This window comes from Paracoccus sediminilitoris, from assembly GCF_003259195.1.
GTDB classification, from domain to species: Bacteria; Pseudomonadota; Alphaproteobacteria; order Rhodobacterales; family Rhodobacteraceae; genus Paracoccus; species Paracoccus sediminilitoris.
This window is the reverse complement of sequence record NZ_QJPK01000004.1, coordinates 128989-153582: the sequence shown is the minus strand read 5'-3', so window position 1 is coordinate 153582 and position 24594 is coordinate 128989. Positions and strand designations below refer to the sequence as shown.

The 24594-nt window shown below is 66.4% G+C and carries 23 protein-coding genes; 15 read left to right on the top strand and 8 right to left on the bottom strand.

Translation table 11 applies throughout. From position 1 onward, the window contains the following. The first annotated feature begins 50 nt into the window (after positions 1-50). Genes bioB through DKT70_RS07270 form a run of 4 tightly spaced genes read left to right on the top strand, consistent with a single transcriptional unit; the run spans position 51 to position 4165 of the window. The gene (gene bioB / locus DKT70_RS07285; RefSeq protein ID WP_111558518.1) at positions 51-1091 is read left to right on the top strand and encodes a biotin synthase BioB; all 1041 of its coding nucleotides are present in this window, start codon (positions 51-53) and stop codon (positions 1089-1091) included. A 49-nt stretch (positions 1092-1140) separates the two neighbouring features. Next, positions 1141-2289 (top strand): 8-amino-7-oxononanoate synthase, encoded by a 1149-nt coding sequence (locus tag DKT70_RS07280; protein ID WP_199559545.1) that lies wholly within the window; start codon positions 1141-1143, stop codon positions 2287-2289. Then, positions 2274-2930, top strand: a complete 657-nt coding sequence (bioD, locus tag DKT70_RS07275; RefSeq protein WP_111558516.1) for a dethiobiotin synthase — start codon at positions 2274-2276, stop codon at positions 2928-2930. Before DKT70_RS07280 ends, bioD begins: the two co-directional genes overlap by 16 nt. Next, on the top strand, positions 2927-4165 hold the full coding sequence (locus DKT70_RS07270; RefSeq protein WP_111558515.1) for an adenosylmethionine--8-amino-7-oxononanoate transaminase: 1239 nt from the start codon (positions 2927-2929) through the stop codon (positions 4163-4165). The genes bioD and DKT70_RS07270 overlap by 4 nt, the downstream gene beginning before the upstream one ends. On the opposite strand, the gene DKT70_RS07265 is transcribed toward DKT70_RS07270, so the two are convergent. From DKT70_RS07265 to leuC, 3 genes are read right to left on the bottom strand one after another with little or no spacing between them, the layout of a single operon-like run. Then, complete coding sequence (locus DKT70_RS07265; protein WP_233490463.1) at positions 4151-5152, bottom strand: endonuclease/exonuclease/phosphatase family protein; 1002 nt, start codon at positions 5150-5152, stop codon at positions 4151-4153. The two genes, DKT70_RS07270 and DKT70_RS07265, sit on opposite strands and share 15 nt — an antisense overlap. After that, positions 5143-5748 carry a 3-isopropylmalate dehydratase small subunit gene (leuD, locus tag DKT70_RS07260; RefSeq protein ID WP_111558514.1) on the bottom strand — a complete coding sequence of 202 codons (606 nt, stop codon included), beginning with the start codon at positions 5746-5748 and terminating at the stop codon, positions 5143-5145. Before leuD ends, DKT70_RS07265 begins: the two co-directional genes overlap by 10 nt. 11 nt (positions 5749-5759) lie before the next feature. Then, positions 5760-7193: a 3-isopropylmalate dehydratase large subunit gene (gene leuC / locus DKT70_RS07255; RefSeq protein WP_111558513.1), complete on the bottom strand. Its 1434-nt coding sequence runs from the start codon at positions 7191-7193 to the stop codon at positions 5760-5762. Positions 7194-7619: 426 nt separating this feature from the next. On the opposite strand from leuC, the gene rsfS reads away from it, so the two are divergent. From rsfS to DKT70_RS07225, 6 genes are all read left to right on the top strand, one after another. Then, complete coding sequence (gene rsfS, locus DKT70_RS07250) at positions 7620-7955, top strand: ribosome silencing factor (RefSeq protein WP_072295686.1); 336 nt, start codon at positions 7620-7622, stop codon at positions 7953-7955. Between the two features lie 9 nt (positions 7956-7964). Then, positions 7965-8432, top strand: coding sequence for a 23S rRNA (pseudouridine(1915)-N(3))-methyltransferase RlmH (rlmH, locus tag DKT70_RS07245; protein WP_111558512.1), 468 nt, complete (start codon positions 7965-7967; stop codon positions 8430-8432). Between the two features lie 66 nt (positions 8433-8498). After that, positions 8499-10013 carry a 2,3-bisphosphoglycerate-independent phosphoglycerate mutase gene (gene gpmI / locus DKT70_RS07240; protein WP_111558511.1) on the top strand — a complete coding sequence of 505 codons (1515 nt, stop codon included), beginning with the start codon at positions 8499-8501 and terminating at the stop codon, positions 10011-10013. Continuing rightward, complete coding sequence (locus DKT70_RS07235; protein WP_111558510.1) at positions 10010-11194, top strand: murein hydrolase activator EnvC family protein; 1185 nt, start codon at positions 10010-10012, stop codon at positions 11192-11194. The genes gpmI and DKT70_RS07235 overlap by 4 nt, the downstream gene beginning before the upstream one ends. 16 nt (positions 11195-11210) lie before the next feature. Further along, positions 11211-12620 (top strand): S41 family peptidase, encoded by a 1410-nt coding sequence (locus DKT70_RS07230; protein ID WP_111558509.1) that lies wholly within the window; start codon positions 11211-11213, stop codon positions 12618-12620. Between the two features lie 5 nt (positions 12621-12625). Next, entirely contained in the window at positions 12626-13111 is a 486-nt protein-coding gene (locus DKT70_RS07225) for an RNA pyrophosphohydrolase (protein ID WP_111558508.1), read from the top strand. On the opposite strand, the gene bluB is transcribed toward DKT70_RS07225, so the two are convergent. The 4 genes from bluB to DKT70_RS07205 all read right to left on the bottom strand — a co-directional run bounded on the left by bluB (position 13069) and on the right by DKT70_RS07205 (position 16224). Next, a complete protein-coding gene (gene bluB, locus DKT70_RS07220; protein ID WP_111558507.1) occupies positions 13069-13782 on the bottom strand; it encodes a 5,6-dimethylbenzimidazole synthase in 714 nt (237 codons plus the stop codon). The two genes, DKT70_RS07225 and bluB, sit on opposite strands and share 43 nt — an antisense overlap. A 2-nt stretch (positions 13783-13784) precedes the next feature. Beyond that, complete coding sequence (locus DKT70_RS07215; protein ID WP_111558506.1) at positions 13785-15053, bottom strand: lytic murein transglycosylase; 1269 nt, start codon at positions 15051-15053, stop codon at positions 13785-13787. 85 nt (positions 15054-15138) lie between these two features. Beyond that, the gene (locus DKT70_RS07210; RefSeq protein ID WP_072295691.1) at positions 15139-15471 is read right to left on the bottom strand and encodes a hypothetical protein; all 333 of its coding nucleotides are present in this window, start codon (positions 15469-15471) and stop codon (positions 15139-15141) included. A gap of 3 nt (positions 15472-15474) precedes the next feature. Further along, positions 15475-16224 carry a DUF421 domain-containing protein gene (locus tag DKT70_RS07205; RefSeq protein ID WP_111558505.1) on the bottom strand — a complete coding sequence of 250 codons (750 nt, stop codon included), beginning with the start codon at positions 16222-16224 and terminating at the stop codon, positions 15475-15477. Between the two features lie 151 nt (positions 16225-16375). Here DKT70_RS07205 and DKT70_RS07200 point away from each other — a divergent pair, with 151 nt between their 5' ends. After that, the gene (locus DKT70_RS07200; protein ID WP_111558504.1) at positions 16376-17212 is read left to right on the top strand and encodes an aldo/keto reductase; all 837 of its coding nucleotides are present in this window, start codon (positions 16376-16378) and stop codon (positions 17210-17212) included. Here the strand turns inward: DKT70_RS07200 and DKT70_RS07195 are convergent. Then, positions 17194-17997, bottom strand: a complete 804-nt coding sequence (locus DKT70_RS07195; protein WP_111558503.1) for an alpha/beta hydrolase — start codon at positions 17995-17997, stop codon at positions 17194-17196. The genes DKT70_RS07200 and DKT70_RS07195 overlap by 19 nt on opposite strands. Positions 17998-18061: 64 nt before the next feature. On the opposite strand from DKT70_RS07195, the gene kynU reads away from it, so the two are divergent. The 4 genes from kynU (at position 18062) to DKT70_RS07175 (ending at position 24552) form a co-directional block, all read left to right on the top strand. Next, the gene (gene kynU, locus DKT70_RS07190; RefSeq protein ID WP_111558502.1) at positions 18062-19249 is read left to right on the top strand and encodes a kynureninase; all 1188 of its coding nucleotides are present in this window, start codon (positions 18062-18064) and stop codon (positions 19247-19249) included. 67 nt (positions 19250-19316) lie between these two features. Beyond that, complete coding sequence (locus tag DKT70_RS07185; protein ID WP_111558501.1) at positions 19317-20402, top strand: efflux RND transporter periplasmic adaptor subunit; 1086 nt, start codon at positions 19317-19319, stop codon at positions 20400-20402. Further along, positions 20399-21502 carry an efflux RND transporter periplasmic adaptor subunit gene (locus DKT70_RS07180; RefSeq protein WP_111558500.1) on the top strand — a complete coding sequence of 368 codons (1104 nt, stop codon included), beginning with the start codon at positions 20399-20401 and terminating at the stop codon, positions 21500-21502. Before DKT70_RS07185 ends, DKT70_RS07180 begins: the two co-directional genes overlap by 4 nt. Then, positions 21499-24552 (top strand): efflux RND transporter permease subunit, encoded by a 3054-nt coding sequence (locus DKT70_RS07175; protein WP_111558499.1) that lies wholly within the window; start codon positions 21499-21501, stop codon positions 24550-24552. Before DKT70_RS07180 ends, DKT70_RS07175 begins: the two co-directional genes overlap by 4 nt. The last annotated feature ends 42 nt before the right edge of the window (positions 24553-24594 follow it).

The window sequence follows — 24594 nt, the reverse complement described above, 5'->3', positions numbered from 1 at the left end:
AGGCGGGATGCGGAATGCTAGGGAACGGCATGCACGCCAAGGGGACAGCCATGCTGCACAGCGATCCGAATACCGAAAACCGCCGCAAGATCTGGACCGCCGACGAGGCCCGCCGCGTCTTTGACCAGCCGCTGATGGATCTGCTGTTCGAGGCCCAGACCGTTCACCGCAAGCATTTCGATCCGAACCGCATCCAGATGAGCCGCCTTCTGTCGATCAAGACCGGCGGCTGCCCCGAGGATTGTTCCTATTGCAGCCAGTCGGCCCGCCATGCATCGGGCCTGTCGGCCTCCAAGCTGCTGGAGGTCGAGCGCGTGCTGGCCGAAGCGCGCCGCGCCCGCGATGCAGGCGCGACCCGTTATTGCATGGGTGCCGCTTGGCGCAGCCCCAAGCAGCGCGACATGCCGCAGATCGTGGCGATGATCGAAGGCGTTAAGGCACTTGGTATGGAAACCTGCATGACGCTTGGCATGCTGGACGGCGACCAGTCCAGGCAGCTGGCCGAAGCGGGGCTGGATTACTACAACCACAACATCGACACATCCGAGGCGCATTACGGCAACGTCATCACGACGCGGACCTTCGCCGACCGGATGGAGACCTTGGCCAATGTCCGCGCCAGCGGCATGAAGGTCTGTTCGGGCGGCATCCTGGGCCTGGGCGAGGGTCAGCAGGACCGCGTCGACATGCTGGTGACGCTGGCCAACCTGGCCGAGGCGCCCGACAGCGTGCCGATCAACATGCTGATCCCCGTCGAAGGCACGCCGATGGAAAACGCCGCCCCCGTCGATCCGATCGACTTTGTTCGCACCATCGCCACGGCCCGCATCATGATGCCGACCAGCCATGTCCGCCTGTCGGCAGGGCGCACCGCGATGTCCGATGAGATGCAGGCGATGTGCTTCTTTGCGGGGGCGAACTCGATCTTCGTGGGCGACACGCTTCTGACCAAGGACAACCCCGAGGAAGAGACCGACATGGTGCTGTTCGCCAAGCTGGGTCTTGAGCCGATGCGCGCCCATGAACACCTGCCCGAACCTGTCGCCGAGGCCGCGGCCCCGCGCGATCCCGCCATCCCGATCCTGCGCTGAGGGATGCCGGGGGTCGCCCCCCGGACCCCGGCAAAGCGAGGCAAGAATGATGGGGCAGGGCATCTTGGACCGATTGGCAAGCTATCGGCGCGACCTTGAGGGTCTGGCCACCGACGCGCGATTGCGGGGATTGGCCCCGCGTCGCGGGATCGATTTTTCCTCGAACGATTACATCGGGCTGGCGCAATCCGACCGGCTGGTGCAGGCCGCACGCAGGGCGTTGGATCAGGGCGTTCCCGTGGGCGCGGCCGGATCGCGGCTGTTGCGCGGCAACACCGACCCCCAGCAGGAATTCGAAGACGCGGCGGCCCGCTTTTTTGGCGCCGAGGCGGCCTTGGGTTTCGGCGGCGGCTATGTCGCGAATTTTGCCGTCCTGACCACCCTTCCGCAGCGTGGCGATTTGTTGCTGATGGACGCGCTGTCCCATGCCAGCACCCATGAAGGCGCACGGGCGGGGCGCGCGCAGGTGGCGCAGTTCAGGCACGGCGATGTCGGCCATGCCGCCGACGTGATCGACGACTGGCGGGCGGCGGGCAATACCGGCGCCGTCTGGATCACGGTCGAGAGCCTCTACAGCATGGACGGCGATGTTGCGCCCTTGGACGACCTGATGACGCTGGCCGACCGCCACGGCTTCCTGATGGTGGACGAGGCACATGCCACCGGCGTCTATGGTCCGCAAGGGCGCGGTCTGGCCCATCACCTGGAAGGGCGCGACAATGTCGTGACCCTGCATACGCTCGGCAAGGCCCTGGGCGGCTCGGGTGCGCTGATCTGCGGGTCGCGGGTTCTGATCGACTTCCTGATCAACCGCTGCCGGCCCTTCATTTTTGCCACCGCGCCGTCACCCCTGATGGCGGCGGTCGGCGCCGAAGCGCTGGCCGTGCTGCGCAACGAACCTTGGCGTCAGGCGGCGCTGCAGGCGCATGTGGACCTGTTTGGCGCGCAGATGGCGCAGCGCCTGCCGCAGGTGCCGGTCAGCGGCAGCCAGATCGTGCCGCTGATCGTGGGGGGCAATGCGCCCACAATGGAGCTGGCGCAGGCAGTGCAGGCACGCGGTTTCGATGTACGCGGCATCCGACCCCCGACCGTGCCGCAGGGCACGTCGCGCCTGCGCGTGTCGCTGAACCTGAATGCCAGCACGGATGACGTGATCCGACTGGCGGAAACGCTGGAGGAATTATGGCCCGAATCGTGATCACCAGCACCGGCACCGATGTCGGCAAGACGGTGTTCTCGGCCGGTCTTTGTGGATTGATCGGCGCGGATTACTGGAAGCCCCTGCAATCGGGCCTGGCCGGAAACCTGCCCAATCTTGATCCGCGCGCCGACGCGGAACCATCGCCCGACAGCGACCGTGCCGAGGTTGCGCGCCTGTCAGGCGCCCGCACCCACCCCGAGGCCTATATGCTGGCCCAGCCCCTGTCGCCCCATCGCGCCGCCGAACTGGACGGTGTGGATATCGACGCCAGCCGCCTGACGCCGCCCGATGCGGACCGCCTGGTCATTGAAGGGGCGGGCGGGGCTCTGGTGCCGATCACGCGGCGGATGCTGTTTGCCGATCTGTTCGCGACGTGGCAGCTGCCGGTGGTGCTGGTCGCCTCGACGGGGCTTGGCACCATCAGCCACAGCCTTTCGGCGCTGGAGAGCCTGCGCGCCCGCAAGGTTCCCGTGCTGGGCGTGGCCTTCGTGGGCGATGACAATGCCGACAACATGGCGACGATCGGCCAGATCGGCCAGGTCAAGGTGCTGGGCCGCCTGCCGGTGCTGCCGGTTCTGGACCGCGCCAGCCTGTCCGCCGCCATGACCGAACATTTCGATCCGAAGGATTTCGCATGACAAGCGCCGTCTGGCACCCGTTCTTCCAGCATGCCACCGAACCCGATCCGGTCCGCGCGATCAGCACCGAAGGTGCCTATATCCGGACAGATCGCGGGCCGCTGCTGGATGCAGTCAGCAGCTGGTGGGTGGTCACGCATGGCCACAACCAGCCCCAGATCGTGCAGGCGATCTGCGACACGGCGGGGCATCTGGACCAGGTCATTTTCGCCGGCCTGACCCATCAGCCAGCCGAGGATCTGGCCAGCGCGCTGGTCGGCATGGCGCCCGCGGGGTTGGATCACGTCTTCTTCAGCGACAGCGGTTCGACCGCGGTCGAGGTCGCGCTGAAGATGGCGCTTGGCTATTGGAAACACGAAGGCGACGGCCGCAACCGCATCGCCGTCATCGAGGACAGCTATCACGGCGACACCATCGGCACGATGAGCGTGGGCGAGCGTGGCGTCTTCAACGCCGCCTACGACCCGCTGATGTTCGGCGTGGACCGCCTGCCATTCCCCGTGGGCGACAGGTCGAACACGCTGGACGCCTTTGAAACACTGGCCGCGACCGGCAAGATGGCCGCGCTGATCCTGGAACCGCTGATCCTGGGCGCGGGCGGCATGCGGGTCTATTCCGCCGATGTGCTGGCAGGGCTGCGGGCGATCTGCGACCGCCATGACGTGCTGATGATCGTAGATGAGGTGATGACAGGATGGGGTCGCACGGGGCGGCTCTGGGCCTGTGACCATACGGGGATCAGCCCCGACATCATGTGCACCTCCAAGGGGCTGACCGGGGGTGTGATCCCGCTGGCGGCGACCTTGGCCAGCGGTCGCGTGTTCCGGGCACATCATTCGACGGACCGGCGGCGGACCTTCTATCACTCCTCCAGCTATACCGCGAACCCGATTGCCTGTGCGGCGGCGCTGGCGCAGGTGCGGCTGTGGCAGGCCAGCCCGATGCAGGATCGTCTGGACGCGCTGGAGACCATGCAGGGCGAACGGCTGGCGGGCTTGGCTGAAGATCCCCGGTTCGAAAACCCGCGCCAATGCGGCACCATCGCCGCGATCGACCTGAAGGTCCCCGAAGGCGGCTATCTGTCCGAGGTCGGGCCCCGCCTGCGCGCCCATGCCATCGACCAGGGGGTGCTGCTGCGACCCTTGGGGAACACCGTCTACGTCATGCCGCCCTATTGCGTGACGGCGGCGGATCTGGACAAGGCCTGGGGGGCCATCGCCTCATTCCAGGTCTAGATCCAGCCAGACAAGGCGACGGTGCGAGGCGGTGTCGACCGCCTCGGCCAGCGGATCGTCCGGGGCGGGCCAGACGACGCCCGAACTGGTGACCGTCAGGCCCTGCGCGGGCAGGATGTAATCCAGCCGCAGGTTGCCGGGGTCACGGTCGTATTTGGCTGTATCCAGCGCCGGGTCGCCCTTCTGCCCGGCATTCGGGCCGTCCTGAGGCGGCTGCCAGGTCCCGCGCGGCTGCCTGTCCTGCGTGACCTTCTGCAGCGCGCGCAGTGCAGCGGCGTCGCCATCGCCGTCCTGCGGATCGACATTCAGGTTGCCGATGATGGCAAAGGGTGCGTTGGGCAGGTGATCCAGCCAGAAGGCAGCCTCATCGTGGTTGCGGGCGATGTTGCGCGGCTCGAAGGCGGGGGGCGTTGCGGCCATCGCCAGCAGATGCAGCGGCCCGACCTGCACATCCCAATGCGACGACGATGACAGCCGCTGGACATCCGCCTGACCGCCCTCGGGCATCCGGTTGCCCGGCATGTCCCGCCAGAGCGTCGCCGTGTGATCCGCGACATCCCCGATGGGCAGTCGCGACAGGATCGCCAGTCCCGCGCCGCCGGTGAAATCGCCATAGCCCTGCGCATCGCGCGGCCGTCCCATGCGTCCGTCGCCGTCCAGATCCCGGCCCACTTGCATGCCGCGATTGCCCAAGGCGGCAAAGGCATGGGGCATGGGATGGCCCTGATCGGCCAGAACAGCCTGAAAAGCCGCCAGGGCGCGACCTTCCAAATCCCAGTCGAACGCGGTCAGCAGGATCACGTCGGGGGCGGTCGCCGCGATCACCTGCGCCGCGGCCAGGACCTGCGGATCGCCCTTGGTGATGTCGCGCAGCAAAAGACCCGGGCCCTTTCGCGAAAGGCCCGGGTCCCATGTGGCAAGACGCAACGTGTCCGCCTGCGCGGGCAAGCCCAGCAGGCACAGCGCCGCGGCGATCCTCAGATCCAAGGGCGCGCCTGCGCCATCTGGTCTTCGAAGGTGTCGATGGCGGCGGCCTTTTCCATCGTCAGCCCGATATCGTCCAACCCGTTCAGCAGGCAATGCTTGCGGAAGGCATCGACCTCGAAGTGATAGACCGTGCCGTCGGGGCTGGTGACGGTCTGGCTTTCCAGATCGACGGTGACGCGGGCATTCGCGCCCTTGCCCGCATCCGCCATCAGGGCGTCGACGGCGTCCTGGGGCAGGGCGACGGGCAGGATGCCGTTCTTGAAGCAGTTGTTGAAAAAGATGTCGGCAAAGCTGGTCGAGATGACGCAGCGGATGCCGAAATCCAGCAGTGCCCAAGGGGCGTGTTCGCGCGACGACCCGCAGCCGAAATTGTCGCCCGCAATCAGGATCTCCGCATCGCGATAGGCAGGTTGGTTCAGGACGAAATCGGGGATCTCGTTGCCGTCACGGTCATAGCGCATCTCGTCGAACAGGTTCACCCCAAGGCCCGACCGCTTGATGGTCTTCAGGAACTGCTTGGGGATGATCATGTCCGTGTCGACATTGACCAGCGGCATGGGGGCCGCGATGCCCGTCAGGGTGGTGAACTTATCCATGATGGGCGTCCTTATGCGGGTTCGTTGGCGAATTCGCGGATGTCGACAAGGTGCCCGCAGACACCGGCGGCGGCGGCCATGGCGGGCGACATCAGATGGGTGCGCCCCTTGTAGCCTTGGCGACCTTCGAAATTGCGGTTGCTGGTGGCCGCGCAGCGTTCGCCCGGCGCCAGCTGGTCGGGATTCATGCCCAGACACATGGAACAGCCCGCAAGGCGCCATTCGAAACCGGCGTCGGTGAAGATGACGTCTAGGCCCTCTTCCTCGGCTTGGGCGCGGACAAGGCCCGATCCGGGCACGACCATGCCGCGCACGCCCGGCGCCAGCTTGCGGCCCTGCAGGATTTCGGCGGCGGCGCGCAGATCCTCGATCCGGCCATTGGTGCAGCTGCCGATGAAGACGGCGTCGATGGCGATGTCGGTCAGCGGCGTGCCGGCGGTCAGCGCCATGTAGTCCAAGGACCGGCGCGCGGCCTCGACCTTGCCGCCGGTGAAGCTTTCGGGGGCGGGGACCGATGCGGTGATGGGCAGCGCGTCCTCGGGGCTGGTGCCCCAGGTGACAGTGGGGGCGATGTCCTCGCCGCGAATGGTCAGCACCTTGTCGAAATGCGCGCCTTCGTCGGAAAACAGCGTCTTCCACCAGGCGATGGCGGCCTCCCATTGGGCGCCTTTCGGGGCGTGGGCGCGTCCCTTGACATAGGCGAAGGTGGTCTCATCCGGCGCAATCAGGCCTGCGCGGGCGCCACCCTCGATCGCCATGTTGCAGATGGTCATGCGGCCTTCCATCGACAGGTTGCGGATCGCTTCGCCGCAATATTCGATGACATGGCCGGTGCCGCCCGCCGTGCCGGTTTCGGCGATGATGCGCAAGACGATGTCCTTGGCGGTGACGCCGGGCGCGATGCGGCCGGTGATTTCTACCTTCATGTTCTTCGATTTGCCCTGGATCAGGGTCTGGGTGGCCAGCACATGTTCGACTTCGGACGTGCCGATGCCGTGGGCCAGCGCGCCGAAGGCGCCGTGTGTTGCCGTATGACTGTCGCCGCAGACGACGGTCATGCCGGGCAGGGTCCAGCCCTGTTCGGGGCCGACGATATGCACGATGCCTTGGCGGATGTCGTTTACCGGGTAATAGTTCACGCCGAACTCGCGGGCGTTCTTGTCCAGCGCATCGACCTGGATGCGGGATTCGGGGTTCTCGATCCCGGTCTGGCGGTCCAGCGTGGTGGGCACGTTGTGATCGGGCACCGCGATGGTGCGTTCGGGGGCGCGGACCGTGCGGCCGGTCATGCGCAGACCCTCGAAGGCCTGCGGGCTGGTCACTTCGTGGACCAAGTGGCGGTCGATATACAGAAGACAGGTGCCGTCGTCTTGGCGTTCGACGACATGGGCGTCCCAAATCTTGTCATAAAGCGTGCGCGGCGCGGCGGCTGCGGGAATGGTCATGGCTGATGTCTTTCGGCTGTGATGCAGGGTGCGGGCATGGACAAGCGGCGGGACAGGGATGTCCCGCGGGCCGATCAGCCCCGCGCGGTCACGCAGAGCGTTTCGCCATAGAATCGCTGCGGCAGTCGCGCACGATCATGAATGTCGAAGAAACGCATCATTCCGCAAGATTAGGCATTCGGCGCCTTGCTGGCAAGGCCCGCGCTGCGCCCTGCGGGGCGTGTCAGGAAGATTGCCGAAAGGAAAAGCCCGCCAGCGATTGAGATGGGGCGAAAAGATGCTATGTTGAAGGGACCCCTGCGCCGGGGGTCATCGGCGCGCTGACCGGAGGATATAACCCTGTCACAAGACGTCCCGTCGACCCAAGGGCCGGCCACGACCGCTGCGAAAGGCTCGCTGACCAGCGACCAGGTTCTTTCGCTTGTTATGACTTCGCTGGATGATGACAAGGCCGAAGAGGTCGTCAGCATCGATCTGCGGGGCCGCTCGGCCATGGCCGATCACATGGTGATCGCCTCGGGGCGCAGCAGCCGGCAGGTGGGTGCCATCGCGGAAAAGCTGGCCGAACGCGTCAAGCATGCCACGGGCCGCAGCCCGCGCATCGAAGGCAAGGAAGCTGGCGACTGGGTGCTGATCGACACCGACGATGTGATCGTCCATGTCTTCCGCCCCGAGGTCCGTGATTTCTATCAGCTGGAGAAGATGTGGATGCCTGCGGACGCGCTGTCCCGCGTGCGTGACGACCATCACCACCAGCCGTAAGGCGAGCCGATGCGGATCGACATCGCCGCCGTCGGGCGGCTTCGCAAGGGCCCCGAGGCGGCGCTGATCGCCGATTATCTTGACCGCTTCGCGAAAACCGGCCGCAGCCTTGGGCTGCCGGCCGTTTCCGTCGTCGAGGTCGAGGACAAGCGCGGTCTAGGCATGAAAGCCGAGGCCGAATTGCTGAGCCGTGCTCTGCCTGCGGGGGCCGCGCTGGTGATGATGGACGAACGCGGCGATCAGCCCCTGTCGCCCGATTTTGCGGCCCGCATCGCGGGGTGGCGCGACAGTGCCCGCGACGTGTGCTTTGTCATCGGCGGTGCGGACGGGCTGGACCCCGATCTGCGGGCGCGTGCCGATTGGTCGATCAGCTTCGGGCGCATGGTCTGGCCGCATATGCTGGTGCGCGTCATGCTGGCCGAACAGTTGTACCGGGCTGCCACCATCCTGTCGGGATCGCCTTATCACCGTGCCTGATGCCAACCGCCTCTGGTTGCCGTCCCGCCTTCGCCCGCGTATGAGGGGGAAAACCGCGAGGCAATCATGACCAAACCCGTGATCCTGTGCATTCTGGATGGTTGGGGCCTGTCCGACCGCCCCGAGCAGAGCGCACCCGACCAGGCCGCGACGCCGAACTTCGACCGTCTGATGCGCGATTGTCCCAACGCCACGCTGGTGACCTATGGTCCCGACGTGGGTCTGCCGCGCGGCCAGATGGGCAATTCCGAGGTCGGCCACACCAATATCGGTGCCGGGCGCGTGGTCGCCATGGATCTGGGCCAGATCGATCTGGCCATCGAGGAAGGCAGCTTTGGCAAGAACGACGCGCTGCTGGATTTCATCGACCGCATGAAGGCCTCGGGCGGGACGGCGCATGTCATGGGCGTTGTGTCCGATGGCGGGGTGCATGGCCATCTGCAGCACATGCTGGCGGCGGTGAAGATCGTCAGCGAGGCGGGCGTGCCGGTCGTCATCCATGCCATCACCGACGGGCGCGACGTGGCGCCCAGTTCGGCCCATGGCTATCTGACCGAATTGCAGGGCGCGATGCCGAAGGGTGCGCGGATCGGCACCGTGATCGGACGCTATTTCGCGATGGACCGCGACAACCGCTGGGACCGGGTCGAGCGCGCCTTCGGGGCGATCGTCGCGGGCCGGGGGCAGGACGTTCCCAGGGCCGAGGATGCCGTCGTCGCCGCCTATGCCGACGGCAAGACCGATGAATTCATCCCGCCCTTCGTCATCGACGGCTATAACGGCGCGCAGGACGGGGACGGGCTGTTCTGCCTGAACTTCCGCGCCGACCGTGCGCGGGAAATCCTGTCGGCGCTGGCCGATCCCGAATTCGACGCCTTTGACGCCAGCGACCGTCCCGAATGGGCTGGCGTACTTGGCATGGTCGATTACAGCAGCCGCCATACCGATTTCATGCAGACCGCCTATCCCAAGACGCAGGTAGTCAACACGCTTGGGGCTTGGGTCGCCAGCAAGGGTCTGCGCCAGTTCCGCCTGGCCGAGACCGAGAAATACCCCCATGTCACCTTCTTCCTGAACGGCGGCAAGGAAACCCCCGAAGAGGGCGAGGATCGGCACATGCCGCAAAGCCCCAAGGTCGCGACCTATGACATGGCCCCCGAAATGGCCGCGGCCGAGGTTGCCGACAAGCTGGTCGAGGTGATCGGCGCGGGCTATGACCTGATCGTGGTGAATTTCGCCAACCCCGACATGGTCGGCCATACCGGCAGCCTGCAGGCCGCCGCCCGCGCCTGCGAGGCCGTGGACCAGGGTCTGGGACGCATGCTGGAGGCGCTGGACAAGGTCGGCGGGGCCGCCGTCATCTGCGCCGATCACGGCAATTGCGAACAGATGATCGATCCGGAAACCGGCAATGCCCATACGGCCCATACGCTGAACCCCGTGCCGGTGATCGTCTATGGCGGTCCCGCAGGCGCATCGGTGCGCGCCGGTCGCCTGGCCGATCTGGCGCCCACGGTCCTGGACCTGATGGGGCTGTCCCTTCCGCCGCAGATGACCGGCGAAAGCCTGATCACCCGATGATGCCCCGCGCCCTTGCCGCCGTCCTGGCCTGCGCCATGGCGCTGATGTCGCCCGCCCATGCACAGGACGGGATCAACCCGGCCAACCAGGCGGTGCGCGACGCCGAAGGTGCCGCGGCCATGCTGCGGGCATCCATCGGGGAACTGGCCGATGCGGTCACCGCCGATGACCAGGTTGTCGCCCTGACTGAGGTGATCCGCGGATATGAGATGGGCCTTGCCGCCCTGCGCGACGGCCTGCGCCAGGCCAGCGCCCGCGAGGCGGAATTGCGCGCCCGCTTCGATGCGCAGCGTGACCAGCTGGGGCAGGTGCTGGGGGCGATGACCGCCCTGCAGCAAAGCCCAGAAAGCACGATGCTGCTGCATCCGGCGGGGGCCTTGGCCAATGCGCGGTCGGCGATGCTGCTGTCGGGTGTCACCCCGGGCCTGCGCGCCGAGGCCGAGGCCCTGCAGGGCGATCTGGACGAGATCGCCACGGTGCGGGAATTGCAGGCCAATGCGGCGGGCATGCTGGGATCGGGGCTTGCCTCGGTTCAGGAGGCACGCCGTCTGCTGTCCAGCGCCGTCACCGACCGCAGTTCCATGCCGGTGCGCTTTGCCGAGGACCCCGAGGAGCTGAGCGCCCTGCGCGAGGCCGCCCAGACCCTGGACGATTTCGCCACCGGCATCGCCAAGATGGAAAAGGATGTCGGCGCGCCCATGGAGGATTTCGAAAGCGCGCAAGGCAGCCTGCGCCTGCCGGTCGTGGGATCGGTGGTGCGGCCCTATGACGAACCCGATGCCGCCGGCGTCACGCGTCCGGGCTGGGTCATCGCCACCGCCCCCGCCGCGCTGGTCCAGACGCCTTGGCCTGCGACGATTCGCTATCGCGGACCGTTTCTGGATTACGGCAATGTGATGATTGTCGAGCCCGCGCGCGGCTATCTTATGATCTTCGCGGGGCTCGCCCAGGTCTTCGGAGAGGTGGGCGATGTCCTGAAGGCCGGTGATCCCGTCGGCCTGATGGGCGGTGCCGAGGCACCCGCGCAGGAATTCGGGTCGCAATTCGTCGCGGATGCCGCCCGCGGCGATCAGGCCGGACGCAGTGAATCGCTGTATCTTGAACTGCGGCAGGGCAATGAAACGCTGGACCCGGCAGACTGGTTCGTGCTGAATCCATTCGTCGACCCGCAACAGGACTGAGGCAGGAAAGGCCGCCATGAGACATTATCTGATCGCAGGACTGGGGGGCGTGCTTGCGGGGGCGCTGGCAACGACCCAGATCGCCGGACCGCTTATGGCGCAGGAATCCGGGCGCAACACCGCAACCTATGAACAGCTTGAACTGTTCGGCAACATCTTCGAACGCATCCGCGCCGATTACGTCGAGGCGCCTGACGACAAGGAACTGATCGAGGCCGCCATCAACGGCATGCTGACCTCGCTTGATCCGCATTCCAGTTTCCTGTCGGCGGATGCCTATTCCGACATGCAGACCCAGACCCGCGGCAGCTTCGGCGGCCTGGGCATCGAGGTCAGCCAGGAGGAGGGCATGGTCAAGGTCGTGTCCCCCATCGACGACACCCCCGCCGCCGAGGCGGGCGTCCAGTCGGGCGACTTCATCACCCATGTGAACGGCGAATCGCTCTTGGGCTTGAACCTGGACGAGGCGGTCGAGATGATGCGCGGCCCGGTCGGGTCCGAGATCACCATCACGATCCTGCGCGAGGGCGAGACCGAGCCTTTCGATCTGACCATGTCCCGTGACACGATCAAGCTGACCGTCGTGCGGTCGCGCGTCGAGGGCCATGCCGTCGTGCTGCGCGTCTCGACCTTCAACGACGAGACCTATGATGCGCTGAAGACCGAACTGGCCAAGGCCGTTGAGGAAGCGGGCGGCATCGACAAGGTGACGGGGTTCGTCCTGGACCTGCGCAACAACCCCGGCGGGTTGCTGAATCAGGCGATCAGCGTCAGCGACGCCTTCTTGGATGCGGGCGAAATCGTCAGCACCCGCGGTCGTAACCCCGATGAGAGCGAGCGCTGGAACGCCGAGGAGGGCGATCTGGCCGAAGGCAAGCCGATGGTCGTTCTGACCAATGGCGGCTCGGCCAGCGCGTCGGAAATCGTCGCTGGTGCGCTGCAGGATCACCGCCGCGCCATCGTCGTGGGCGAGAAATCCTTCGGCAAGGGCAGCGTCCAGACCGTGATGCCCGTCACCTCGGACAGTGCGATCCGGCTGACCACGGCGCGTTACTATACGCCGTCGGGACGGTCGATCCAGTCCTTGGGCATCCAGCCCGACATCCTGGTCGCCCAGCCCACCCCCGCCCAGCCCACGGAGGAGGAAGAATCGCGCACCAACAGCAGCTTCAGCCGCTCCGAGGCGGATCTGCGCGGTGCCTTGGGCAACGACATCAGCGATGAGGACCGCGAGCAGATCGAGAACGAGGCCGCCGAGGTCGAGGCGACCGCCGCCCTGCGCGACGAGGATTATCAGCTGGCCTATGCCGTCGACATCCTGAAGGGCCTGGCCGCCGTCAGCTTCAGCGCCGACGATGTGCCCGCCGGTGAAACCCCGGCCGCCAATGCCGATCCGGCCGCAAACGAAGATGCGGACAAGGGATAAGCGTGATGAATGACCGGACGGGGCCGATGGGCCTGCCCTATCGGCCCTGTGCGGGCGTGGTGCTGATCAATGGTGACGGGCTGGTCTTTGCGGGCCAGCGCATCGACACGCCCGATGCCTGGCAGATGCCCCAAGGGGGCATCGACGCGGGCGAAACCTTCCATCAGGCCGCCCTGCGCGAACTGGTCGAGGAAACCGGCGTGTCCACCGACAAGGTCGAGATCCTGGCCGAGACGCCCGACTGGGTCTATTACGATCTGCCGCCGCATCTGCTGGGCAAGGCTTGGAAAGGGCGGTTCTGCGGCCAGCGCCAGAAATGGCTGCTGTTGCGGTTCACGGGTGAGGACGGCGACGTGAACATCGCCACCGACCAACCGGAATTCGACCGCTGGCAATGGATGCGACCCGAAGAACTGCTGGACAGCATCGTGCCCTTCAAGCGGCAGGTCTATGCCGAAGTGCTGGACATCTTTCGTGACAAGCTGGCCTGAGGGCCGTCCCAGCTGTCCTCCAGCACCAGGTCGCCCAAAGGCAAGCGTTCGGCCCAGCCCCGCGCCTGCAGTTCGGGTTCCTGATACAGCTCCGCCACATGGCCGATGCACAGATAGGCCACCGGCACGACATGGTCGGGCAGGCGCAGGATGGACCGCAGGTCGTCTTCGCGAAAGATGCTGACCCAACCGACGCCGACGCCTTCGGCGCGTGCCGCCAGCCACAGGTTCTGGACGGCGCAGACGGTGGAGTAAAGATCCGTCGCCCGGTCATGGGTGCGCCCCAGTACATGGTCGCCGCCGCGGCTGCGGTCGCAGGTGATGCACAGATTGACCGGCGCCTGCAGGATCCCCTGCAGCTTCAGCGATGAATAGAGCGCCTTGCGGTCGGGAAATCTGTCCGCGGCCTCGGCATTGGCACGGGTGAAAGCATCGTGGACACGCTGGCGCACGGCCATGTCGCGCAGCAGGATGAAGTTCCAGGGCTGCGACAGGCCGACCGATGGTGCGTCATGGGCGGCCTGCAGCAGGCGCAGCAGCAGGTCGGGCTCGATCGGATCGGGCAGGAACTGGCTGCGCACGTCGCGGCGCAGGCGGATCGCGCGATAAACGGCGGCGCGGTCGCTGTCGGAAAACGGCCCCGCAGGTGCGGGGCCGGTATCGTCCGTCATGGTCAACCGCGCAGCTGACCCAGAAGGATCGAGGTCGGATAGCCGTCGGGCGTCGTTCCGATCGAACGCTGGAACGCCGCCACGGCCTCCATCGTGCCCGACCCGAACAGCCCGTCGATTTCCCCGTCATAGAAGCCCCGGCGCTTCAGCAGCACCTGGATTTCCTGGCGTTCGGCGGTCGAGAGAGGACGGTCGCTGCGCGGCCAGTTCCCCTGGATGCCCGAACGGCCGGCGATGCGTTCGCCCAGATAGGCCACGCCAAGCGCATAATTGTCCGAGTTGTTGTAGCGCAGGATCGACCGGAAGTTGTCGGTGATGAAGAAGGCCGGGCCGCGTGCCCCCGCAGGCATGATGATCGAGCCGTTGCCCGCCGGCAGGCCGCCGCCCGACATCGTGCGCACGCCCTGTGCCGACCAATCGCCGGCCGAGCGGCGCGTGCCCTTGCCGATGAGGCCCATGTTGAAATTCGCGGGCAGCTGCACCTCGGCGCCCCAGGTCTGGCCGCGCTGCCAGCCGCTGCGGGCCAGATAGGCGGCGGTCGATGCCAGCGCGTCGGTCGGATCGTCCGACCAGATGTCGCGGCGTCCGTCGCCGGTGAAATCGACCGCATATTCCAGATAGGATGTCGGCATGAACTGGGTGTGGCCCATCGCGCCAGCCCAGCTGCCCAGCATGTGTTCGGGATCGGTGTCGCCCGCCTGCAGGATCTGCAGTGCCGCGATCAGCTGGTTCTGGAACATCTCTCCGCGGCGGCCGTCATAGGCCAGCGTCGTCAGCGAGGGGATGATCTGCATCTTGCCGCGGTTGCCGCCGAAATTGGATTCCATGCCCCAGACGGCCAGCACGATCTCGCGCGGGACGCCGTATTGCGATTCGATCCGCGACAAGGTCGAGGACAGCTGGGCGTTCTTTTCGCGCCCCGTGCTGATGCGCACATCCGACACGGCGCTGTCGAGATAGAGCCAGACCGGACGCGAGAATTCCGACTGCTTGCGGTCCAGGCGGATCACGTCGGGATTGTACTGGGCGATGCGCATGGCGCGATCATAGGTCGCAGGCGAGATGCCCGAGGACAGCGCGCGCGGGCGGAAGCTTTGGACGAAACGCTGCAAACCGGCCTCGTCGGCGGCCGAGGCTGCGGGAATTGCCGTCGGCGTGACCGAGGAATATCCCGCCGAAGGGCCGGATGCGGGCATGCGCGACACCGGCGATGCGCAGGATGCCAAGGCCCCGATCAGGGCGGTGGACAGGAAAATGCGGGAAATGCTCATGGATGATCGCCTGTTCGTGACTGCTCGGGTTATTGTTGTGAACAGTCTAACCGAAGGCGATACCCATGGGTAGGGCAAGTAGCCGTCAGTGGCGCGGCTTGTCCTGCGCGGCCTCGTCGCCGAAATAGGGTGTCATCTGCGCGATGATGACCGAGTTTTCGGCCAGCGCGCGATCCATCAGGTCGCGTTCGTCCTGGTCGATCTCGTGGCCCTCGGCCAAGCGTTCCTCAAGCGTGCCGTATCCGGTGACGTCCAGCGGTGCCATGTCGGCCTGCTTGAGGATGGCCACGGTTTCGCGGACGGCTTCGGCCTCGTCGGTGCCTGCGGCGAAGCAGACAAGACCCGCCCCCGTCGCGCCCTTGGGCAGGCCGTCACCGGTCCGGCGTCCCAGTTCGACCACAAGCGTAAAGACCTTCATGCGTCACTCCATCGGCTTGCTGCCGCCCTTCAATTCATCATCGGTGCCCGGGGGCCATTCCGGTGCCAGCCATGTCTGTCCGTCGCAGTTGTGGCAACGGCCACGGGTGGCGATGATCTGCGCGCCGGTCGACACGCCGCAGATGCCACAACATGTCTGGCCGTCCATCGCAAGTGGCTTGTCTTCGGCTGGTGCGGGGTTAAGCAGGTGCTGCGGCGGCACCAGCGACAGGCCGGGGCGCGGCGGATGGGCGCGAAAGACCGACAGACCGCCGCCCGCCTCCAGATAGGCGACGCGCAGTTCGCCCAGGTTCTCGACCCCGGCAAGGCGCAGCATGGACTTGATCTCGGCAATGCCCAGATCGCGATGTTTCATAGCGTCCAGCAGGATGTGCCCGTCGCGAACCAAGGCGATGGGGCAGCCGTCCAACGTTCGCTTGGCGCGGTCGAAGCGGACGATCAGGCGGTCCAGCACCTTGTTGACGAAGACGACCGTGGTGATCACCGCCATCGCAGCCAGCAGCGGCACCTCGGGATAAAACATCGCGTCGCCCACCGCCGAACCCAGCGCGATGACCAGCAAGAATTCCACCAGCGACAGCTGCGCCACGCCTCGACCGCCGATCCAGCGCAGCATGACCAGGGTATAAAGATAGATCAGGACAGTGCGGAACAGGATCTCGGCATAAAAAAGCGGCGGCTGTTCGCCGATGAACATGCGGGCAAGATCGAAGGGGATGACCGGCTGGTCCATGATGTGCCTTTCGTGGCGCGCGTCGGAAAACCTTGGGCCGAGGTCGGGGGTTCCGTGCAAGGATGGGGGTCGCGGAAAATTGCTGCAGGGGAAATGCTGGACCCCAACCCTGCCTAGCGCGTTGTCTGCGGCAACGAAAGGAGCAGCCGTCATGACCCAACCGATGATGACACTGAACGATGGCCACAAGATGCCCCAGCTGGGCACCGGTATCTGGCAGATCGACGACGCCAAGACCCCCGAGGTCGTCGCGCAGGCGCTGAAGACCGGCTATCGCCTGATCGACGGCGCCGCCGCCTACAAGAACGAACGCGGCATGGGCGAGGGGATCCGCGCATCCGGCGTGCCCCGCGACCAGATCTTCGTGACCTCGAAGCTGTGGAACGACGCGCAAGGTTACGACCAGGCGCTGCGCGCCTTTGACCAGACGATGACGCGCACGGGTCTGGAAAAACTGGATCTGTTCCTGATCCACTGGCCGCTGCCCCGGCTGGACGCCTATGTCGACACCTGGAAGGCGCTGATCCGCCTGCGCGAGGAAGGCCGCGTCACCTCGATCGGGGTGGCGAATTTCCACGAAGACCATCTGAAGCGCTTGATCGACGAAACCGGCGTCACGCCCGCGTTGAACCAGATCGAGCTGCATCCGTCGCTGGCGCAGACAAAGATGCGCGCGGTGAACAAGCGTCTGGGCATCGTCACCCAAAGCTGGACCCCCTTGGGTCGCGGCGACAGCTTTGACGCCCCCGCCGTCACCCAGATCGCGGAGCGGCTGGATCGCAGCCCCGCGCAGGTCATCCTGCGCTGGCATATCCAGCACGGGCTTTCGGTCATTCCGAAATCGGAACATGCCGACCGCCTGGCGCAGAACTTTGCCGCGCTGGAGTTCGAACTGACCGCGGATGATATGGCCGCGCTGGACCGGCTGGACAACAACCACCGCACCGGCCCGGACCCTGACGAGTTCGACTATCGCGAGCCGCTGTAACCCAGCAGCCGTTCCATCAGCGGGCTGTCGGGGCGGCGCAACGCCTCGACCACGCTGAAGTGATGATCGCCCGGGGCCGTGACGCAATCCGTCGCGGCCCCGAGGCCCGCCCAGATATCGGCCAGAAGCCGCGCCTGGCGCAGGAATTCGGGCCGTTCGGACCCGCCGACCCAGGTGGTGACGGGAATGCCCAGCACCGGGGTCAGCAGGGCGGGGCTTTCGGACGCGGCCTCCGTGGCGTCGATCCGCAGCGTCTGGTTCATCTGCGTGCGCATCAGGGGCCGCAGATCCGTCAGCGGAGAGATCGGCACGCAGGCCGTCACGCGCGCCAACACTGCCGCAGGCAACGTCCCGTCATCGCAGATCATCCGCGCCGCCAGATGCCCGCCCGCCGAATGGCCGCTGATGGCGATGGGCCCCGCAATGCGGTCGGCGGCCAGTGCGATCTGTTCCGCGACCTGGGTCGTCATCTGCGCGATGCGGGCATCCGGCGCCAGCACGTAACCCGGCAGCAGTGCCGCCCACCCGGCCTCGATCGCGCCTTGGGCCAGATGCGACCAGACACTGGGGTCGGTCCGCATCCAGTATCCGCCATGGACAAAGACCATTAGCCCGCGCGGCGCATCCTGGGGCATGAACAGATGACCACGCCCCAACTCCAGCGGCGGATGCCGGTCGCGAAAGGCCGCCGCGCTGTGGGGCCAGCTGTCGGCGATGCCCTCCGCACCCGCGATATGGGCGCCATTGGCATAGGCGTCGTCCCAGTCATGCACCTGATAGATCATGGTTTTGCCCCTCTTTCCGGCAGGTGACCCGCCTGCTAGCGTGCCGTCAAGAGGGAGCTTCACGATGACAGATTTCGCCAGAACGCGCGCCGCATTCCACCTGCCGCAGGGGGTGACCTATCTGGACGGCAACTCGCTTGGACCGATGCCCAAGGCGGCGGCGGCCAAGGTTTCCGCGATGATGACCGACGAATGGTCGGAAATGCTGATCACCGGCTGGAACAAGGCCGGATGGTTCGACCAGCCCCGCAAGGTCGGCGATCGCATCGCCCAGCTGATCGGCGCGGGGCCGGGGCAGGTCGTGATGGGGGACACGCTGTCGATCAAGGTCTTTCAGGCCGTCAGCGCCGCGCGCGCCCTGCGTCCCGACCGCCGGGTGATTCTGTCCGATAGCGGGAATTTCCCCTCGGATCTCTATGTCGCCCAAGGGCTGGCGCGGGCCGTCGATGCCGAACTGCGCGTCGTCGCCCCCGAGGATGTCGCCGAGGCGATCACCGACGAGGTCGCCGTCACCATGATCACCGAGGTCGATTACCGCACCGGACGCCGTCACGACATGGCGGCGCTGACCGCCAGGGCCCATGCGGCGGGCGCGCTGACGGTCTGGGACCTGGCCCATTCGGCGGGGGCGGTCGATGTCGACCTGCTGGGGGCCCATGCCGATTTTGCGGTCGGCTGCACCTACAAATACCTGAACGGCGGGCCGGGGGCGCCGGCCTTCATCTGGATCAACCCCGCCCATGCCGAGGCCGCGCAGCCGATCCTGCAAGGCTGGATGGGCCATGCCGCGCCCTTCGCCTTTGATCTGGATTATCGCCCCGCGGGCGGCATCGACCGGATGCGCGTCGGCACGCCCCCCGTGATCGCCATGACCGCGCTGGAGGCCGCGCTGGATGTCTGGGACGGCGTGCAGATGGCCGACCTGCGCGCCCGTTCCATCGAGCTGAGCGAGGCCTTCATCAAGGGCGTCGAGGCGCATTGCCCCGTTGTCACCCTGCATTCGCCGCGCGACCCCGCGCAACGCGGATCGCAGGTCGGTTTCCGCCATCCCCAAGCCTATGCCGTGATGCAGGCGCTGATTGCGCAAGGGGTCATCGGCGATTTTCGCGCGCCCGATGTGCTGCGATTCGGTTTTGCGCCGCTCTATAACGATCTGGACGATGTGGCCCGCGCGGTGGATGTCCTTGCCGCAATCCTGCGCAACAGAACTTGGGACAGAGAGGATTTCCATCGAAAAGCTGCGGTGACCTGAGGGAAAGGGGGTTCCCAAACAGCCCGAAAGGCAGGAAACGTCTGGTATCGCAACATATCGGTCGATCATGTCGAAACAGATCTTTGGAACTGCCCTTCTGGCTTGGCTGGGCGCCTTTCCCGTGCTGGCGCAGGATGACCCCGACCAGGTCATCCGCGTCCAGATCGAGACTGTCCAGACCGCCCAGTTGAACACCGACATGCAGCTCTCGGGCGAGATCAAGGCCATCGATGCGCTGCAGCTGGGCTTTCGTCAGGGCGGTCGCGTGACCGAGGTCCTGGTGGATCAGGGCGACCGCGTCGTCGCCGGACAGGCCTTGGCGCGTCTGGCCTCGGTCCAGCAGGATCAGGCGTTGAACGTGGCCGAGGCCGGGCTGCTGTCGGCCCGCGCGGGTCAGGACCAGGCCCGGCAGGCCAGCGAACGCGCCGCCGCATTGTTGTCGCGCGGGGTGGGCACCAAGGCCGCCGCCGATCAGGCCGAACAGGCGCTGTCGCAGGCCGACGGCATCTTGGAGCGTGCGACATCGGCGGTGGACCAGGCCCGGCGCGCCGTCGAGGACGCCGTTCTGCGCGCCCCGCAGGACGCCGTGATCACCACCAAATCCGTCGCGCCGGGACAGGTCGTGGCGGCCGCCCAGCCGGTCTTCGGCCTGGCGGCGCTGACCGGGCTGGAGGCGATCTTTCATGTCGCCGACGATCCGATCCTGCGCGACATCATCGGCACCACGATCCGGCTGGAGACACTGGACATCGACCGCCCTTCCATGACCGGAAAGGTGACCGAGGTCTCGCCGCTGGTCGATCCGGAAACCGGCACCGTCACCGTGCGGGCGCGGTTGCAGGCGGCGCAGATGGGGACATCGCTTCTGGGGGCGTCGGTCAGGGGCTATCTGGACGTGGCGCTGGATCACGGGACCGAGGTTCCTTGGACCGCCCTGATGCGCAGCGGCGATCAGCCCGCGGTCTGGACCGTGGACGAGGATGACCGCGTCACCCTGTCGCCGGTCACCGTCAGCCATTTCGGCGATCATTCGGTCTTCATCTCGGACGGGTTGCAGGACGGGCAGCGCGTCGTGGGCGCCGGATCGCAGCTGCTTTACCCCGGTCGGCAGGTCATGGCCGCCGACATGGTGCCGGAAGGGGATCGGGAATGAGATACCTGGCCATCATCTGCGCGGCAGTCCTGCTGGCGGGGCCCGCATCCGCGCTGTCCCTGCCGTCTTGGCTGGGCGGCGGCGCCCATGCTCAGGCCGAGCCCGAAGGTCCCCCGCGACCCGTCGTCAGCGTGATCGTGCAGGACGAGGGCGCCGAAGCGCGCTGGATCCCCGGTCTGGTTACGTCGCGCGACCAGGTGGCGCTTGGTTTCCAGACGCTGGGCCGCATGATCGCGCGCCCGGTCGATTTGGGCGCCATTGTGACCCAAGGCCAGATCCTGGCCGAACTGGACACCGACGACCTGGCCGCCAACACTCGTGCCGCCAGCGCCGCGCTTGACGCGGCCGAGGTCCAGCAGCGCACCGCCGAGGCGACCCTGGCGCGCACCACCGCACTGGCCGAACGCAACGTCGCATCCGACGCGCAGCTGGAACAGGCCCAGCAGGCCGCGACCGCCGCCGCCGCCGCCGCCGAACAGGCGCGGTCGGAATTGGTGCAGGCGCAGGATTCCGAAGGCTTCGCCCGCATGACCGCGCCTTTCGACGGCGTGATCAGCGCCGTCTATGAAGAGCCGGGCGCGGTCGTCAGCGCTGGCCAGCAGGTTCTGCAACTGTCGGCGCAGGACGAAAAGGAGGTCGTCATTGACCTGCCCGAATCGGCGCTGCTGGGGTTGGAGGAGGAGGCCGTCTTCACCGTATGGCATCGCAACGAACCCCAAACCCAGCTTCCCGCCGTGCTGGACCGCATCGACCCCGTGGCCGACAGCGCGACCCGCACGCGGCGTCTGCATCTGCGCCTGCCCCCCGAGGCGGGCTTCCGGCTGGGGTCGCTGGTGCGCGCACGGTTCGGCAGCGTCGACAACCCGTCGCTTTCCCTGCCATCCGAGGCGCTGGTCATCGTCGATGATGAAAGCTTCGTCTGGCGCGTGCGCCGCGACGGCGACACGGCCCATGTCGAACAGGTTGCCGTCCAGGCCGCGACCCCGTTCCAGGGCCGCGTCTCGATCACCTCGGGGCTGACCGCCGGCGACGAGATCGTTATCCGCGGCGTGAATTCCCTGACCCAAGACCAGGCCGTGGGCCGGAGGCTGACCCCGTGAAGCGTTTCAACCTGTCCGACTGGTCCCTGCATCACCGCAGCTTCGTGTGGTTCCTGCTGCTGCTGTCGATGTTCGCGGGCTTTCTCAGCTATCAGTCCCTAGGGCGCGAAGAAGACCCTGATTTCACCATCAAGACGATGATCATCGGCGCGGCCCTTCCCGGGGCCACCACCGACGAGACGTTGAAGCAGGTCACCACCCGCATCGAGACCAAGCTGGAGGAGCTGGACGAGCTGGACTTCACCCGCTCGGTCACAATGCCGGGGCAGGCGGTCGTCTATGTCGAACTGGACCCCACCACCCGCGCCAATGTCGTCCCCGAGGTCTGGAAGCGTGTCCGCCAGATGATGTCAGACATCCGGCCCGAATTCCCTCAGGAATTTGCGGGTTTTCAGTTCAACGACAATTTCGGCGATGTCTTCGGCAACATCTATGCTTTCACCGCCGATGGCTTTACCCCGCGCGAATTGCGCGACCGGGTCGAGGATATCCGCAAGCAGGTCGCCGCCCTGGATCTTGCCGGCAAGACCGAACTGCTGGGCGAACAGGAGGAGGAGGTCTTTCTGGAGTTTTCCGCCGCGCGCCTGGCGGCCCTGGGGCTGAACCAGCAGCAGGTTCTGGGAACGCTGGCCCAGCAGAACGCCATCGCGCCTTCGGGCGTCATCCAGTCCGGTCCCGAACGGGTGCTGGTCCGCGTCGGCGGCCAGTTCGACGACGCCAGCGCCATCGAGGCCGTGAACCTGCGCGTCGGCGAACGGTTCTTCAACCTCGCCGACGTGGCCACCATTACCCGCGGCTATGCCGACCCGCCGGAATCGCTTTTCCGCTATCAGGGGGAACAGGCCATCGGGTTGCAGATCGGCATGCGCAAGGGCGGCAACATCCTGGAATTCGGCGAGGAACTGGACGCGCTGATGGACCAGATCGCGGCCGACCTGCCCATCGGCATCAAGATGTCGAAATTTGCCGACCAGCCCCACGTGGTCGAGGAAGCCGTCGGCCATTTCGTCAAGGCCCTGGCCGAGGCCGTGGGCATCGTCCTGATCGTCAGCTTCGTGAGCCTGGGGCTGCGGGCGGGCCTGGTCGTGACGCTGACTATCCCGCTGTGCCTGGCGATCACCTTCGTCATCCTCGAGGTCTATGGCATCACGCTGCAGCGGATCTCGCTTGGGGCGCTGATCATCGCGCTTGGGCTGCTGGTCGATGACGCGATGATCGCGATCGAGACGATGATCTCGCGGCTGGAGATCGGCGAGACGCTGACCGATGCGGCCAGCTATGCCTGGACCTCGATCGCCTTTCCGATGCTGACGGGGACGCTGGTGACGGTGGCGGGCTTCATCCCCATCGGTTTGAACAATTCGGCGGCGGGGGAATTCACCTTCTCGCTCTTTGTCGTGATCGCGGTGTCGCTGACGATTTCATGGATCGTGGCGGTGCTGTTCGCGCCACTTCTGGGGGTGACCTTCCTATCCTCCAAGATGGCCCATGCCCATAGCGGACCGGGCCGCCTGCGCCGCGCCTTCCATGCCCTTCTGCGCAAGGCCATGCGGTTCAAGTGGATCACCATCGCCGTGACGCTTGCCATGTTCTTCGTGTCGCTCTGGGGGATGCAGTTCGTGGAACAGCAGTTCTTCCCGACCTCGGACCGGACCGAGGTGCTGATCGACATCAACGAACGCCAGAACGCCTCGATCGCGCGGACCATTGCCGACATGGACCGGCTGGAACAAACCCTGGCGGGCGACGAAGACGTGCTGTTCTGGACATCCTATGTCGGACAGGGCGCGCCGCGCTTCGTGTTGTCGATGGATGTCCCGACCGCCGGCCCGCATATGGGCCAGATCGTGATCCAGACCCCCGATCTGGCGGCGCGCGACCGCGTCAAGGCGCGGCTGACCGACCTGGCGCGGTCCGAATTCGCGGGCGTCGACATTTATATCAAGAACCTGGAAATCGGGCCGCCGGTCGGCAAGCCCGTGCAATACCGCGTCAGCGCGCCCGACCCCGATGCCGCCCGCGATGCCGCGCGCGGGTTGGCCACCGTCCTGTCGGGCGAATCCCGCCTGCAGGACATCGCGCTGGACTGGAACGAGCCCGCGCGCATGGTCCGCCTGAACGTCGATCAGGATCAGGCCCGCCAGCTGGGCGTGACCAATGGCGACATCTCGGATGCGCTTTCGGCCATTTTCAACGGCGTGCAGGTCACCCAGCTGCGTGACGACATCTTCCTGGTCGACGTGATCGCGCGCGGCCAGGCCGACGACCGCCAGTCGCTGGATTCGATCCGGAACCTGCAGATGAACCTGGCGGATGGGCGCACCATCCCGCTGGCCGCGCTGGTCACGCTGGAATACGGCACCGAACAGCCGCTGATCCTGCAACGCGACGGCCTGCCCACGGTCACCGTCAAGGCGGGCATCGCCACCAAGGACCAGCCCGCGACCCTTGTCACCGCGTTGGCCGACCGCGTAGCAGAATATCAGGCGACCCTGCCTCCGGGCGTCAAGGTGGTGGTCGGTGGCACGGTCGAAAGCTCGACCGACAGCCAGGCGCCCATCGCGGCGGTGGTGCCGGTCATGCTGCTGATCATGGCGGTGCTGGTCATGGCCCAGATGCAAAGCTTCCGCCTGTCGCTGATCGTCTTTGCCGCCGCCCCCCTGGGGCTGATCGGCGTGGTGGCGGTTCTGGTGCCCTTCGGCGTGCCGATGGGCTTCGTGGCCATTTTGGGGATCCTGGCGCTGATCGGCATCCTGATCCGCAACTCGATCATCCTGGTGCATGAAATCCAGGAACTGCTGCACAAGGGTAAGACCCGTTGGGATGCCGTATTCGAAGCGTCGGACAGTCGTGCCCGCCCGATCCTGCTAACGGCGGCGGCGGCGTCGCTGGCGCTGATCCCGATCTCGCGCCAGGTCTTCTGGGGTCCGATGGCCTTCGCCATGATGGGGGGCATCATCGCGGGGACGCTGGTGACGCTGGTCTTCGTTCCCGCGCTTTATTGTGCGGTGTTCCGCGTCCGGGCCCCCAAGGGCGACCAGGCGGCGTGATGGCGTCCATGCCGGGGGCGATACCCTCGGGGGGTCCGGGGG

What these genes read in the sequence shown, in the direction of transcription:
- leuC (WP_111558513.1), bottom strand. Translation starts at nt 7,193, where the DNA reads ATGACCATTCCCGCAGCCGCCGCGCCGCGCACGCTTTATGACAAGATT.
- DKT70_RS07185 (WP_111558501.1), top strand. Translation starts at nt 19,317, where the DNA reads ATGTCGAAACAGATCTTTGGAACTGCCCTTCTGGCTTGGCTGGGCGCC.
- bluB (WP_111558507.1), bottom strand. Translation starts at nt 13,782, where the DNA reads ATGACGGACGATACCGGCCCCGCACCTGCGGGGCCGTTTTCCGACAGC.
- DKT70_RS07215 (WP_111558506.1), bottom strand. Translation starts at nt 15,053, where the DNA reads ATGAGCATTTCCCGCATTTTCCTGTCCACCGCCCTGATCGGGGCCTTG.
- DKT70_RS07195 (WP_111558503.1), bottom strand. Translation starts at nt 17,997, where the DNA reads ATGATCTATCAGGTGCATGACTGGGACGACGCCTATGCCAATGGCGCC.
- DKT70_RS07225 (WP_111558508.1), top strand. Translation starts at nt 12,626, where the DNA reads ATGAATGACCGGACGGGGCCGATGGGCCTGCCCTATCGGCCCTGTGCG.
- leuD (WP_111558514.1), bottom strand. Translation starts at nt 5,748, where the DNA reads ATGGATAAGTTCACCACCCTGACGGGCATCGCGGCCCCCATGCCGCTG.
- DKT70_RS07280 (WP_199559545.1), top strand. Translation starts at nt 1,141, where the DNA reads ATGGGGCAGGGCATCTTGGACCGATTGGCAAGCTATCGGCGCGACCTT.
- rsfS (WP_072295686.1), top strand. Translation starts at nt 7,620, where the DNA reads ATGACTTCGCTGGATGATGACAAGGCCGAAGAGGTCGTCAGCATCGAT.
- rlmH (WP_111558512.1), top strand. Translation starts at nt 7,965, where the DNA reads ATGCGGATCGACATCGCCGCCGTCGGGCGGCTTCGCAAGGGCCCCGAG.
- DKT70_RS07180 (WP_111558500.1), top strand. Translation starts at nt 20,399, where the DNA reads ATGAGATACCTGGCCATCATCTGCGCGGCAGTCCTGCTGGCGGGGCCC.
- gpmI (WP_111558511.1), top strand. Translation starts at nt 8,499, where the DNA reads ATGACCAAACCCGTGATCCTGTGCATTCTGGATGGTTGGGGCCTGTCC.
- kynU (WP_111558502.1), top strand. Translation starts at nt 18,062, where the DNA reads ATGACAGATTTCGCCAGAACGCGCGCCGCATTCCACCTGCCGCAGGGG.
- DKT70_RS07235 (WP_111558510.1), top strand. Translation starts at nt 10,010, where the DNA reads ATGATGCCCCGCGCCCTTGCCGCCGTCCTGGCCTGCGCCATGGCGCTG.
- DKT70_RS07270 (WP_111558515.1), top strand. Translation starts at nt 2,927, where the DNA reads ATGACAAGCGCCGTCTGGCACCCGTTCTTCCAGCATGCCACCGAACCC.
- bioD (WP_111558516.1), top strand. Translation starts at nt 2,274, where the DNA reads ATGGCCCGAATCGTGATCACCAGCACCGGCACCGATGTCGGCAAGACG.
- bioB (WP_111558518.1), top strand. Translation starts at nt 51, where the DNA reads ATGCTGCACAGCGATCCGAATACCGAAAACCGCCGCAAGATCTGGACC.
- DKT70_RS07230 (WP_111558509.1), top strand. Translation starts at nt 11,211, where the DNA reads ATGAGACATTATCTGATCGCAGGACTGGGGGGCGTGCTTGCGGGGGCG.
- DKT70_RS07205 (WP_111558505.1), bottom strand. Translation starts at nt 16,224, where the DNA reads ATGGACCAGCCGGTCATCCCCTTCGATCTTGCCCGCATGTTCATCGGC.
- DKT70_RS07210 (WP_072295691.1), bottom strand. Translation starts at nt 15,471, where the DNA reads ATGAAGGTCTTTACGCTTGTGGTCGAACTGGGACGCCGGACCGGTGAC.
- DKT70_RS07200 (WP_111558504.1), top strand. Translation starts at nt 16,376, where the DNA reads ATGACCCAACCGATGATGACACTGAACGATGGCCACAAGATGCCCCAG.